This is a genomic window from Xanthomonas sp. BRIP62409 (assembly GCF_003992965.1).
GTDB classification, from domain to species: domain Bacteria; phylum Pseudomonadota; class Gammaproteobacteria; order Xanthomonadales; family Xanthomonadaceae; genus Xanthomonas; species Xanthomonas euroxanthea.
Map to the genome: position 1 here is coordinate 1 of NZ_QEZJ01000030.1, position 12,012 is coordinate 12,012.

13 protein-coding genes are annotated in these 12,012 nt (G+C 67.7%); 6 read left to right on the forward strand and 7 right to left on the reverse strand.

Annotated features, from left to right (window positions below; translation table 11 throughout):
- Positions 1–15: 15 nt before the first annotated feature.
- The 5 genes from EO170_RS17675 to msrB all read right to left on the reverse strand — a co-directional run bounded on the left by EO170_RS17675 (position 16) and on the right by msrB (position 4,224).
- The gene (locus tag EO170_RS17675; protein ID WP_104583214.1) at positions 16–300 is read right to left on the reverse strand and encodes a DUF4031 domain-containing protein; all 285 of its coding nucleotides are present in this window, start codon (positions 298–300) and stop codon (positions 16–18) included.
- A 10-nt stretch (positions 301–310) separates the two neighbouring features.
- Positions 311–985 (reverse strand): hypothetical protein, encoded by a 675-nt coding sequence (locus EO170_RS17680; RefSeq protein WP_241239470.1) that lies wholly within the window; start codon positions 983–985, stop codon positions 311–313.
- Positions 986–1,287: 302 nt separating this feature from the next.
- On the reverse strand, positions 1,288–2,481 hold the full coding sequence (motB, locus tag EO170_RS17685) for a flagellar motor protein MotB (protein ID WP_104583216.1): 1,194 nt from the start codon (positions 2,479–2,481) through the stop codon (positions 1,288–1,290).
- Positions 2,482–2,491: 10 nt separating this feature from the next.
- On the reverse strand, positions 2,492–3,346 hold the full coding sequence (gene motA / locus EO170_RS17690; protein ID WP_104583217.1) for a flagellar motor stator protein MotA: 855 nt from the start codon (positions 3,344–3,346) through the stop codon (positions 2,492–2,494).
- 413 nt (positions 3,347–3,759) lie between these two features.
- Entirely contained in the window at positions 3,760–4,224 is a 465-nt protein-coding gene (gene msrB / locus EO170_RS17695; protein WP_104649337.1) for a peptide-methionine (R)-S-oxide reductase MsrB, read from the reverse strand.
- 346 nt (positions 4,225–4,570) lie between these two features.
- Between msrB and EO170_RS17700 the strand changes: the two genes are divergently transcribed.
- Positions 4,571–5,002 carry a hypothetical protein gene (locus tag EO170_RS17700; RefSeq protein ID WP_104649338.1) on the forward strand — a complete coding sequence of 144 codons (432 nt, stop codon included), beginning with the start codon at positions 4,571–4,573 and terminating at the stop codon, positions 5,000–5,002.
- Between the two features lie 39 nt (positions 5,003–5,041).
- Here the strand turns inward: EO170_RS17700 and EO170_RS17705 are convergent, their stop codons facing one another.
- Positions 5,042–5,521, reverse strand: a complete 480-nt coding sequence (locus tag EO170_RS17705; protein ID WP_024940284.1) for an Lrp/AsnC ligand binding domain-containing protein — start codon at positions 5,519–5,521, stop codon at positions 5,042–5,044.
- Between the two features lie 148 nt (positions 5,522–5,669).
- Here EO170_RS17705 and EO170_RS17710 point away from each other — a divergent pair, with 148 nt between their 5' ends.
- Both EO170_RS17710 and alr read left to right on the forward strand, forming a co-directional pair.
- Positions 5,670–6,959, forward strand: a complete 1,290-nt coding sequence (locus EO170_RS17710) for a D-amino acid dehydrogenase (RefSeq protein WP_104649339.1) — start codon at positions 5,670–5,672, stop codon at positions 6,957–6,959.
- On the forward strand, positions 6,959–8,059 hold the full coding sequence (gene alr, locus EO170_RS17715) for an alanine racemase (protein ID WP_126947000.1): 1,101 nt from the start codon (positions 6,959–6,961) through the stop codon (positions 8,057–8,059). Before EO170_RS17710 ends, alr begins: the two co-directional genes overlap by 1 nt.
- A gap of 149 nt (positions 8,060–8,208) precedes the next feature.
- Here the strand turns inward: alr and EO170_RS17720 are convergent, their stop codons facing one another.
- Complete coding sequence (locus EO170_RS17720) at positions 8,209–8,784, reverse strand: DUF3016 domain-containing protein (RefSeq protein WP_104649341.1); 576 nt, start codon at positions 8,782–8,784, stop codon at positions 8,209–8,211.
- 249 nt (positions 8,785–9,033) lie between these two features.
- Between EO170_RS17720 and EO170_RS17725 the strand changes: the two genes are divergently transcribed.
- From EO170_RS17725 to EO170_RS17735, 3 genes are all read left to right on the forward strand, one after another.
- Entirely contained in the window at positions 9,034–9,480 is a 447-nt protein-coding gene (locus EO170_RS17725) for a hypothetical protein (RefSeq protein ID WP_164741092.1), read from the forward strand.
- Complete coding sequence (locus tag EO170_RS17730; protein WP_126947006.1) at positions 9,467–9,757, forward strand: hypothetical protein; 291 nt, start codon at positions 9,467–9,469, stop codon at positions 9,755–9,757. Before EO170_RS17725 ends, EO170_RS17730 begins: the two co-directional genes overlap by 14 nt.
- Before the next feature lie 107 nt (positions 9,758–9,864).
- Positions 9,865–11,898, forward strand: coding sequence for a PAS domain-containing sensor histidine kinase (locus EO170_RS17735; protein WP_164741094.1), 2,034 nt, complete (start codon positions 9,865–9,867; stop codon positions 11,896–11,898).
- Positions 11,899–12,012 lie beyond the last annotated feature (114 nt).

A 12,012-nucleotide genomic window follows, 5' to 3' on the forward strand; every position in this document is an offset into this window, starting at 1 on the left:
TCCCCAATCCCCGCCTCAAGGCGCCTCGCCCCGTGCCTGCGCACGCGCATTGGCGATCAAGGCCTTGAGCAAGACGCGATCGGTGTGACGGGAGATGGCGATGGCACCGAGCGCGATGGCTTCGGTGCGTAGCGGTGCGGGCACGTCGTAGTGCGCGCCGCTGAGTTTGTTCTGGAAGGCGCGGCGGGGAATGCCCAGCCGCGCCGCCATTGCATGCAGCTCGTCCAGCGTATCGCCGAGCAGATGCGCCCAGCGCTGCTCGCGCCACAGATGCACCGCATCGTCGACGTAGACGGCCACCGGCAGACCCTCAGGCCTTCTTGGTCTTCTTTTTCTTGCTGCCGTCGCTTGCGTCGTCGGCATCGCCCTGCGGCGCGTCGTCTGCGGTTTCGGCAGCGGCGTCTGCGTCGCTGGCGTCGGCGTCGGCGTCAGCATCTGCCTGGGCATCGCTTGCCTCGGCATCTGCGTCTTCGGCTTCGCCGTCGTCGCCTTCGGCGTCGCTGTTCTCGAACTCGGACACCAGCGTGGTCAGGTATTCCTCGGCGGTCTTGCCGTCTTCGGCGGCCAGGTCGTCGATCATCTGCTGCAGCTGGGTGGAGTATTCCAGCGAGATGGTCTTGCCTTCCTTCTCCTGCAGATTGGCCAGGTGCTTGAGCATGGCCAGCATCGGCACCGGATTGTCGGCGCTGCCCATGGTCTGGCCGCCGATCGACAGCAGCCATTCGCTGTCGTTCTGCAAGCCAATCGCCGCGACCACGCGGCCATCGGCATCCTGCAGCACGGCATGGTTGGCGATCTGCGGCGCCTGGCCCAGACGGACGATCGGGCGCTTGGGTTGGGACTTCTTGCGCTTGTCGCGCTTGGCCTTGGAATTGCGGGACACGGTGTTCTCGACGCTGGGAATGGCCGACCATTCTAGGCGCTTGTGCGCAGCCCGGCTCGGGTACCGCCATCGGGCCGGTGAACGCCCGCCGCGCCAGTCCACGCTCCTGTGGGGCCCTCCAGCGTGTCGAAGGCGCCGACGCCGGTATTTCGGACAGGCTGCAGCGGCCGACACCACGCCTGTGCCCGAGCACGAGCGCGCCGCTGCTGGTCGGGACCGGAATGCAGCCGGAGCGGCCGGCCGCAGGATGCTGGAATTCGGCATGCACCTCAGTCAGGTCTGCACGACAACCTGCCGCCTCCAGCTTTACAGCCGTCAGCAACCGCTAGCCGCCGCCAGGCAACCGCCAGGCAACCGCCAGGCAACCGCCAGGCAATCACCAGGCCAGATGCCCTCAGCCGCCGTCAGCGCCGCTGGGGCGCTTCGCCGACGGCAGTGCGCGGCGCCGCCACGGCAGCTTCGGCAGCCTTGGCCAGGGCCGTGGCCGAGGCCAGCTGGGTGCGCGTGGAGACGCGCGGCGCGGCCGGCGCGGTGCTGCCGACCGTGGTGGTTGCCGCGGGCGGTTTGGCGTTCTCAGCAGCTGCAGGTCCGCCCGCCGCCGCGGTGGGCCCTGCCGCAGGCAGCGCGGCCGGTGTCCCCACCGCCGTGGTGGCCGCAGTCGCCGCGGCACTCAGGTCCGGCACATGGGTGTCGGCATCGTGGGTGGGCTTGCCCAGCGCAATGCCCTGGCCGGCGCCGGCCAGCGCGGCCTGTTCGGCATCCTGGGTCATCACCACGATGCTGATGCGGCGGTTGATCGGGTTCTGCGGGTTGGTCTTGTCGAACAGCACCGACGAGGACAGCCCCACCACGCGCGTCACCTTGGCATCGTCCATGCCGCCGCCCACCAGCGCGCGGCGCGCGGCGTTGGCGCGGTCGGCGCTGAGTTCCCAGTTGGTGTAGCCGGCATCGCTGCTGTAGGCGGTGGTGTCGGTGTGGCCGGTGATGCTGATGTGGTTGGGCACCTGGTTGATGAAGCTGGACAGCTCGCGCAGGATCGCCACGGTATACGGCTTGAGCTGGTCGCGGCCCATGTCGAACATCGGCCGGTTCTGTTTGTCCACGATCTGGATCCGCAGGCCGTCCGGGGTGAGGTCGAGCAGCAACTGGTCCTTGAACGGCTCCAGCGCCTGGCTCTTGTCGATGGCTTCTTTCAGGTCCTGCATCAGCGCTTCCAGGCGCTTCTTGTCCTTGGCGCGGCTGTCCTGGTTGGTGTCGGCGGCGTTGTCGCGCTTGCGGCCCATTTCGTCCTTCTGCCCCTTGGCCATGTCGGCGGTGCCGCCGAGCTTGATCATCGAGGTGCTGGCGCCGCCGGGGCCGTTCATGCCCGGCGAGGGCGCCGGCGATTTGCCCGACAGCGGGCTGGGATTGCGGAAGTATTCCGAAATCGCCGCGCGCTGCTCCTTGGTGGTGGCGGCCATCAGCCACAGCACCAGGAAGAACGCCATCATCGCGGTCACGAAGTCGGCAAACGCCACCTTCCAGGCGCCGCCGTGATGGCCGCCGCCCTGCACCTTCTTGACCCGTCGGATGACGACGGTGGATTTGCCCTCGGCCATGACCGCGGCCCTACTTGATCGTCTTCAGGTGCGTTTCGAAATCCGCAAAGCTCGGACGCACGTTGGAGGGCAGTGTCTTGCGCGCGAATTCCAGCGCAATCTTCGGGTTGTAGCCGCGCAGGCAGGCCAGCAGCGCGGTCTTGACCGCCTCGTACATGCGCCCGTCCTGCTCGGCGCGCGCTTCCATCGCCGCGGCCAGCGGCGCGACGAAGCCATAGGCCAGCAGGATGCCCAGGAAGGTGCCGACCAGGGCGGCGCCGACGTGGTGGCCGATCTCCTCGATCGGCCCGCCGATCGAGCCCATGGTGATCACGATGCCGAGCACGGCCGCCACGATGCCGAAGCCGGGCAGGCCGTCGGACACCTTGCTCAACGCATGCGAGGGCGCCAGCGCCTCGTGGTGATGTTTTTCCAGCTCCAGCTCGAGTAGCGGCTCCAGCTCGTGCGGCTCGATGTTGCTGCCGATCATCAGGCGCAGGCAGTCGGTGATGAAGTCCAGCAGGTGATGGTCGGCAACCACCTTGGGGTAGTTGCCGAAGATGGTGCTGTCCTGCGGTTTTTCGACGTGGTCTTCCAGCGCCATGAAGCCGTCGCGGCGCGCCTTGTTGAGCAGCTCGTAGATCAGGCTCAGCGTGTCCTTGTAGTCGTCGGACTTGTACTGCGGGCCCTTGAACACGCCCATGATGCTGCTGAAGGTTTCCTTGACGATCTTGCCGGGCGTACTGACCAGAAACGCGCCGAACGCCGCGCCACCGATGATCATCAGCTCGTACGGCTGCCAGAGCGCGCCCAGCTTGCCATGCGACAGCACATAGCCGCCCAGGACACTGACGATGACGACGATGAAGCCGATGATGATGAGCATGGCGCAGCCAGAAGCAAACAGGGTTGCTGTTGTTTCGGCTTGCGCGGCAGATTCTTGAAGCGCACGGCGTGAAGGTGTGCGGTGTAGCTGAACGATCAACTGGCGCGGCGGATCTTCACACGGGAAATGGGCGGCAACAGCGCTGCACGCGCCAGGTGGCCCGCGGGCCGCTTCAGCCGGGGATCACGGGGTTCCGCGGTGCAACCGCCCATGCCAAGCAGTCTCTGCAACACGCGTCCTGACGCAACCCGGCTCAGGCGAGTCGCGCCGGGTGGCCGGAATGGATCAACGCCTCGTCGCGTACCGCATGCGTTGGCGATGCGGCAGCGCCTGCCGGTGTGTGCATGCGGGGCGCAGGTGTGCGCCACGGCGTCCGGCACGAAGTCCCTGCGTGCCGGACGGCACGCGTCGGCTCAGGCCGGTTGCGCCTCGGCGCCTTCGCGCTGCAAGGGGTTGGGCAGCGCCTGGCCGTTTTCGGTAAACCCCAGCGAGACCGAGTTCAGGCAGTGGCGTTCGCCGGTCGGCGGCGGGCCGTCGGGGAAGACGTGGCCCAGGTGGCTGTCGCAGCGCGCGCAGACGATCTCGGTGCGGATCATGCCGTAGCTGATGTCGCGGATCTCGCGCACATGGGCGGCGTCGTAGGGCGCGAAGAAGCTCGGCCAGCCGGTACCGGATTCGAACTTGGCGCTGGAGCGGAACAACGGCAAGCCGCACAGGCGGCAGGTGTAGACGCCGTCGAGCTTGTTATCCAGGAACACCCCGCAGAATGGCGCTTCGGTGCCATGGTGCAGCAGCACGCGCTGTTCCTCGTCGCTGAGCCCGGCGATCAGGGCGTCGCGCTGGGCGGGGGAGGGAGGGGTCAGATCGAACTGGCTCATGGGGCTCTCGCATGCGCGCGCTGGCAGGGGTGCCGCGCCTGCACCCGTGATGTGGGCGTTGTCGGCGTGGTTCAAGCGTGCGGGTGACCAAGCCCCTCTTCCGCCGGGGCGCCGAGCGAGGTTGGGCTGAGGGTACGGCGGCGAGGCCATGGCCCCGTACTGATTGCCAGGCGTTGCACGCACCCTCATCCGGCGCTGCGCGCCACCTTCTCCCGCTGGGAGAAGGATGCTTTCGCGCCGCGATCACCTCGCGAACGCGTTCATCCCGCAGCCAATCTCCCGCATTGCCGCAGTACATCGGCGCCCCCATCCAGTCGGTACTCCTCGATCAAGCACGGTGTCCGTCATGGCGATTCCTTCTTCGATGCGCGGCCTGCTGCTGTGTGGTCTGTTGCTTGCCGCAGGCGCGGCAACGGCGCAATCGGCCACCAGCACACGCGCGTCCAATACCTTGCAACCGATCACCAGCCCCACGCCCGCCCAGCCCACGCTGACCGCACCGCGCGCCGTGCAGCCTGCGCCGGGCACGGCTCCGGTGCCCTCGCAGCTCGGCCAGCGCCCGTCCGCGCCCACCATTCCGACCCGTGGCCCGGCACAGACGCCGGTGGCCCCGGCCGGCAGCCAGGTTGCGCCGGCCAGCGCGCCGATGGTCTACGACCGCAATGGCCGCTTGCTGCAGGGCATGCAGCCGGCCGGCGCCAACCGGGTGCTGGATACCAAGACCGGGCGCTATTACGACGCGGTCCCGGCCGGCGACGGCATGCGCGTGGTGCGCTGACCCACGCTGTCACGAATCCCGAATCCCAGCCATCGGCCATCAGCCCTCGATCGGCAACGCCAGGGTCTCCTTGACCTCTTCCATCACGATGTAGCTCTTGGATTCGCGCACATGCGGCATGGTCAGCAAGGTACTGCCGAGCAGCTTGCGATACGACGCCATCTCGCTGATGCGCGCCTTGAGCAGGTAGTCGAAATCGCCCGACACCAGATGGCATTCCAGCACGTTGGGCAGCTTGAGCGCGGCGCGGCGGAACTCCTCGAAGATGTCGCCGGACTTGTAGGCCAGGCTGATCTCGACGAACACCAGCAGGCTGGCCTTGAGATAGTGCGGGTCCAGCCGCGCGTAGTAACCGGTGATGGCGCCATCGCGCTCCAGCCGGCGTACGCGCTCGGTGCAGGGGGTGGTCGACAGACCCACCCGCTCGCCCAGTTCGGTAAAGGAAATCCGCCCCTCCTGCTGCAGGATGCGCAGGATCTTGCGGTCGATCTTGTCCAGCTCGCGCGTGCGGGTCGTCATCGGGTCTGCTTCCACAAGTTTTGACAGGAGGATTCACTGCCAAGGTGCGCTGATTCCAGAAATGGCACTGCCTGGCTCGCAATATACTGCGTCTAACTATCCCCCTCGGCGCATGGTTATGGGGGAATACCCTTTCCAGGAGAACGACATGCGGGTGCTCATTCTCGGTAGCGGCGTCATCGGAACCACCACGGCCTGGTATCTGGCGCAGGCCGGTTGCCAGGTCACCGTGGTCGACCGCCAGCCGGCGGCGGCGCTGGAGACCAGCTATGCCAACGCCGGCCAGCTGTCGTTCGGCTACACCTCGCCGTGGGCTGCGCCGGGTGTGCCCGGCAAGGCGATGAAGTGGCTGTTCGAGCAGCATGCACCGTTGTCGATCCGGCCCACCCGCGACCTGCGACAACTGGCCTGGCTCAGCCAGATGCTGCGCAACTGCACCGCCGAGCGCTATGCGGTGAACAAGGCGCGCATGGTGCGCATGTCCGACTACAGCCGTGATTGCCTGAACGCATTGCGTGCCAGCACCGGCATCGAATTCGAAGGCCGCCAGCTCGGCACCACCCAGCTGTTCCGCACCCAGCAGCAGCTGGATGCCGCCGCGCAGGACATCGAGGTGCTGGCCCAGTACGGCGTGCCCTACGAGCTGCTGACCCCGGCGCAGATCGCGCAGTTCGAACCGGGCCTGGCCGGCGGTGGCGCGCAGATGGCCGGTGCCTTGCGCCTGCCCGAAGACCAGACCGGCGACTGCCGGCTGTTCACCCAGCGCCTGGCCGAACTGGCCACGCAGGCCGGGGTGGAGTTCCGCTACGGGCAGCAGATCGAGCATCTGCAGCACGCAGGCGGGCGCGTCACCGGCGTGCAGATCGATGGCCGCATCGAAACCGCCGACCGCTACGTGCTGGCGTTGGGCAGCTATTCGGCCGACCTGCTGCTCTCGCTCGGCCTGCATCTGCCGGTGTATCCGCTCAAGGGCTACTCGCTGACCATTCCGATCGTGGACGCGCAGCGCGCGCCGACCTCCACGGTGCTGGACGAGAGCTACAAGATCGCGCTGACCCGCTTCGACGACCGTATCCGCGTCGGCGGCATGGCCGAGGTAGCCGGCTTCGACCTGTCGCTGAATCCGCGCCGCCGCGCCACGCTGGAGATGGTGGTCAACGACCTGTTTCCCGGGGCCGGCGATCTGGCCCAGGCCGAGTTCTGGACCGGCCTGCGCCCGGCCACGCCGGACGGCACGCCGGTGGTCGGCGCCACGCCGTATGCCAACCTGTTCCTCAATACCGGCCACGGCACCCTGGGCTGGACCATGGCCTGTGGGTCTGGCCGCTACTTGGCCGACCTGATGCAGGGCCGCACGCCCGACATCGATAGCGAAGGCCTGGACATCTTCCGTTACCTGTCGCCACGCAGCGCACGCGCGCAGCAGGAGGCCGCGTAGTGCGTCCTGCGCAAGCGTTGATCGACCTGGACGCACTGCGTCACAACTACCGCCTGGCCAGGCGGCTGGGCAACAGCAAGGCCCTGGCGGTGCTCAAGGCCGATGCCTACGGCCACGGCGCAGTGCGCTGCGCGCAGGCGCTGGACGGCGAGGCCGACGGCTTTGCGGTGGCCTGCATCGAAGAAGCGCTGGAGCTGCGCCAGGCCGGCATCCGCGCGCCGATCCTGCTGCTGGAAGGGTTCTTCGAACACGACGAACTGCGCCTGATTGCCGAGCACGATCTGTGGACGGTGGCGGCCACGCCGCAGCAGGTGCGCGCGCTGGCCGAGTTCCAGAGCCCGCGTCCGTTGCGGGTGTGGCTGAAGCTGGACAGCGGCATGCACCGGCTGGGCCTGTCGCCGGAAGATTTCCGTGCGGCGTGGCTGCGTCTGCGCGGGCTGCCGCAGATCGCCTCGCTGGTGCTGATGACCCATCTGGCGCGCGCCGACGAGCTGGAGTGCAGCCGCACCGACGAACAGGCGGTGGCGTTCGCGCTGACCGCCGGCGGCATGCCTGCGGAAACCAGCCTGCGCAATTCGCCCGGCCTGCTTGGCTGGCCGGCGCTGCGCAACGACTGGTCGCGTCCGGGGTTGATGCTGTACGGCGCAAACCCGTTCCCGCAGGACAGCGACATCACCGCGCAGCTGCGTCCGGTGATGACGCTGCGCTCGCGCATCATCTCGGTGCGCGAGCTGCCGGCCGGCGAGCCGGTGGGCTACGGCGCACGTTTCGTCGCCGAACGGCCGACCCGCGTCGGCGTGGTGGCGATGGGCTATGCCGACGGCTATCCGCAGTTCGCCCCCAACGGCACGCCGGTGCTGGTGGATGGACAGGTCTGCCCGCTGATCGGCCGCGTGTCGATGGACATGCTGACCGTGGATCTCACCGAGCATCCGCAGGCCGACATCGGTGCCAGCGTGCAGCTCTGGGGAGACGCGCCGCGCGTCAGTCCGCTCGCAACGCAGTGCAATGTCAGCGCGTATCAGTTGCTGTGCGGACTCAAGCGCGTGCCGCGGGTGTATGTGGGCGAGGCTGCAGTGGGCGAGGGCCTCACGCGGTGAGGTGTGTCCCTTCTCCCATCGGGAGAAGCTACCCCGAAGGGGAGGATGAGGAGACGTGCGAAGCCACAGGCACTTGGAACAACACGTGGGCTTCGCCCCGTACCCTCACCCCAACCCCTTTTCAGTCGGGAGAGGGGCTTTAGCGTGGCTCACAGCCCGGCCGTGCTCCGGTCGCCGCGGAACTGCTTGCGCACCCAGTCGTCGATCATCGCCTTCTCGAAGCGCAGCGGGTCGCTGTCGGTCAGGCGCGGCCCGCTCATCAGAAAGGCCGAATCCACCAGCTTGCGTTCGCCCTGGTCGATCACCTGGCCATCGGCGCCGGTCAGCGTGTAGTTGAAGCTCAGGCGCGGCGGGTAGATGTCCTTGACGATGCGCACGTCCTGCATGCGTGGCCCGCGCCAGGGCTCGTACTGGCCGGCGCGGCGGATGTCGGTGATGGTCACGCTCAGGCGCTGGCCGTCGGGGAGTTTGCGCGCGGCGCTCTGCTGGAAATAGCTCGCCAGCTGGGTGACCCAGTCGCCACGCTGTGCTTCCCAGCGGTTGCCGCTGAAGCGCACTTCGGAAAACTGTGCCGGATCGGTCCAGCGGACATCGACCTTGCCGTCGCCGCTCACCGCGCGCGGCGCCTGTGGATCGGTGACGTTACGTACACGTGCCTGCGCGCCGGTTGCCGCGAGCAGTCCTGCCAGCAACAGGCTGGCGCCGCAAAGGCTGGAACGTTTCATGGAAAGTCTCCAAGCGGAAGGTACGTGGAAGTACCGGGCGTTTCTGCAGTGTGGGGGCGCGTCTGCTTGCCGGCAACGCTTGCCGCGCAAGGCCTGGCAGGCCATTGCCACGCGGTTAATCCGCGGCGTCGGCACCATGACGGCGGGTTCACTGCGCCTGCGCCTGCGCTTCACGGCGCAGCCGGGAAGATCGCCAGCATGGACACCCACTCTTTCCGCACAAAATCAGCCTCTTCGGCGCCGGCACACATGCCGTCGGACGTGCGCCTGCAGTTCATCGACTGGGCGAAGCAGCACGGCCACAACCCCGCTACCGGGGCGGCCGCTTTCGTCGCCCTGCAAAGCGAGGTGGACCTGGACCTGGCAACGCGCACGCTGCGCCTGGCACCGGGGGCCTCGCCGCGCGATGCCTTGCGCGAGCACCTGGCCGCACTGGCGCGCCAGGGCGATGTGGCGGTGCAGTTCCCGCCGGTCTATGCCTACACCGCTGCCAACGGGCTGGAGTATCGCTACTCGCTGATGCTGGTGATTGCCGAGGATTGCGTTGAGTGGACCGGGCGGGTGTGGCAGGACCTGGATTACCAGGGAATGCTCACCGGCCGGGGCCAGGGTCCGCGTGCCAACTACACCCAACTGGCGCGGATGGCGCTGGAACACGAGCTTGATCAGGAGCGTCCCCGTTATGTCCAGGCATGAACTCGAACTGCAGCTGCCGCTGGGCGCACAGGTCGCCACCGGCGAAGATGGTTTCAGCGAGCGCTGCCGCAGCGAATGCGCCAGGCTCGGCCTGTCGCGGGTGAGGCTGCTGTTGCTCGATGCCGAGTACGCGCGCTCCACCGCCTGGCGCGAAGAAGCGCAGTGCTGGATGGACGAGCAATTGCGCCGCGAAGGCGAGTGGGTGTTCCGCGGCGTGATCGCCGGGATCGTGGTGCTGGCGGCATGCATCGCGCTGTGCGCGGCGCTGTTGTGGTGATCGCCGGGGAACGGGCTGGATGCGTGTGAACCGGGTCGGCTGGCTGTGCACCCGCTGACGACACCGTGCGTGCTTTCATCTGCCCGTCATCCGCCCTGGCATCACCCCTGGATCCCGATTTGAGCACCTCGACCACCCGCCCCGATCTGGCCACCGGCCTCCCGGCAGCATCCGCCGAGCCCTTCCTCGACCCGGGGATGTACCACGAGATCTTCCATAACCTGGATGCGGGGTTTTGCGTCATCGACATGGTGTTCGACGGCGACCAGGCCGTCGATTACGTGTTCCGCATGACCAATGACGCGTTCGAGCGTTACACCGGTCTGTCTGACGTAGTGAACGTGTCCATTCGCGGCATGCTGGCCGATCACGAACAGGAGTGGTTCGACCGCTACGGTCATGTCGCCCGCACCGGTAACCGCATCCACTTCGAAATGCAGGCCAAGGCGCTGCGCCGCTGGTATTCGGTGGATGCGTTCCGGGTCGGTCAGCCGGAGCAGGCGCGGGTGGCGGTGTTGTTCATGGACATCACCGAGCGCAAGCGGGTGGAGCGCGAGCTGGCCGAAAGCGAAGCCCGCTTCAGCGCGCTGGCCGACGGCCTGCCGATGCCGGTCTGGGTGCTGGACGCGCAGGGCGTGGTGCGCTTCGTCAACAGTGCGTATGGCGAATTCTTCGGCATCGACATTTCCAGCGGCACGGTCTCGGCCTGGAGCGAGTTGCTGCATCCGGACGACCTGTCGATCTTCCAGTTCGAACTCGCCGCCGCGCTGGACGAACAGCGCGGCCTGCACGCGCTGGTGCGTGCGCGTCGCCATGACGGGCAGTGGCGCTGGATCGAGATGACCGCCACGCCGCGCTACTCGGCCGACGGGCGCTTCATCGGCCTGGCCGGCAGCAGCCCGGACGTGACCGAACAGCGCGAGATCGAACTGGCGCGCGAGCAACTGCTCGAATCCGAGCGCAGTGCGCGCAACGAAGCCGAGAGCATGGCGCGGCTGAAGGACGAATTCCTGGCCACCTTGTCGCACGAATTGCGCACGCCGCTGACCACCATCCTGGGGTGGAGCGAGCTGTTGCTGCAGCGGGTCGAGGAAGGCCATCCCAACTACAAGGGCCTGTCGGTGATCGCCAGCAGCGCCCGTGCGCAGAAACGCCTGATCTCGGACATGCTCGATCTCAGCAGCATGTTGCTGGGCAAGGTGCAGCTGGAGGTCGAGTCGCTGGACCTGGCCGAGCAGGTGCGCGAAGCCTTGAACACCCAAGAGCTGGCGGCCGAGGGCAAGGACCAGGTGCTGGAGGTGCATGCCCCGTCCACGCCGTGCCTGGTGCTGGGCGATGCCACGCGGCTGCAGCAGGTGTTGTGGAATCTGCTGTCCAATGCGATCAAGTTCACTCCGGCGCATGGCCGCATCGACGTCACCATCGAGCGCGACGACGGCCACGTGCTGGTGTCGGTGCGCGATTCGGGCGACGGCATTGCTGCCGAATTCCTGCCGCATCTGTTCGGCCGGTTCCGCCAGGCCGACGGCACCACCACGCGCCAGCACGGCGGCCTGGGCCTGGGCCTGGCGATCGTGCAGCAGCTGGTGGAAATGCATGGCGGCCAGGTCAGCGCCACCAGTGGCGGGCGCGGCAAGGGCGCCACGTTCACGGTGCGCCTGCCCGAGCATGTTCCCGACCAGGCCAGGCGTCCGCGGCGCGAGCTGCGCCGGCGGCTGATGTCCGAGCAGATCATCGAAGCGCGTGCGCTCAACGGCCTGCGCCTGCTGGCGGTGGAAGACCAGCCGGACATGCTCGACTACCTGCGCCGCCTGCTGGAAGAGCAGGGCGCCGAAGTGGTCACCGCCGGCAGCGCCACCGATGCGCTGGCGTTGATTGATCATCGCGGCCACGCACGCTTCGATCTGATGCTGACCGACATCGGCATGCCGGGCATGGACGGCTACGGGCTGATCCGCACCGTGCGCGACAACCTGGGGCTGGACGCGACAGCACTGCCGGCGGTGGCCGTTACCGCACTGGCACGCGACGACGATCGCAAGCGCGCGCTGGACTCCGGTTTCCAGGAGCATCTGGCCAAGCCCTACAGCGTCGCCCAGCTGGTCACCGCGGTACGCGCCGCGCGCGAATCGGTGGAGTGAGGCCGAAGGCGGGTCTGATGCCGCGCCGTCGCGGCGACAGATCCGCAACCGGCCGAAGGGGGCTGTTTGCTGCCTCTTTCACAGCGTGTGGCCTAGCGTGATGCACTCCCTCGA

Bases quoted from the DNA above. Each gene is read 5' to 3' on its own strand.
- motB (WP_104583216.1), bottom strand. From the start codon at position 2,481: ATGGCCGAGGGCAAATCCACCGTCGTCATCCGACGGGTCAAGAAGGTG.
- motA (WP_104583217.1), bottom strand. From the start codon at position 3,346: ATGCTCATCATCATCGGCTTCATCGTCGTCATCGTCAGTGTCCTGGGC.
- msrB (WP_104649337.1), bottom strand. From the start codon at position 4,224: ATGAGCCAGTTCGATCTGACCCCTCCCTCCCCCGCCCAGCGCGACGCC.
- EO170_RS17700 (WP_104649338.1), top strand. From the start codon at position 4,571: ATGGCGATTCCTTCTTCGATGCGCGGCCTGCTGCTGTGTGGTCTGTTG.
- EO170_RS17705 (WP_024940284.1), bottom strand. From the start codon at position 5,521: ATGACGACCCGCACGCGCGAGCTGGACAAGATCGACCGCAAGATCCTG.
- EO170_RS17710 (WP_104649339.1), top strand. From the start codon at position 5,670: ATGCGGGTGCTCATTCTCGGTAGCGGCGTCATCGGAACCACCACGGCC.
- EO170_RS17720 (WP_104649341.1), bottom strand. From the start codon at position 8,784: ATGAAACGTTCCAGCCTTTGCGGCGCCAGCCTGTTGCTGGCAGGACTG.
- EO170_RS17725 (WP_164741092.1), top strand. From the start codon at position 9,034: ATGCCGTCGGACGTGCGCCTGCAGTTCATCGACTGGGCGAAGCAGCAC.
- EO170_RS17730 (WP_126947006.1), top strand. From the start codon at position 9,467: ATGTCCAGGCATGAACTCGAACTGCAGCTGCCGCTGGGCGCACAGGTC.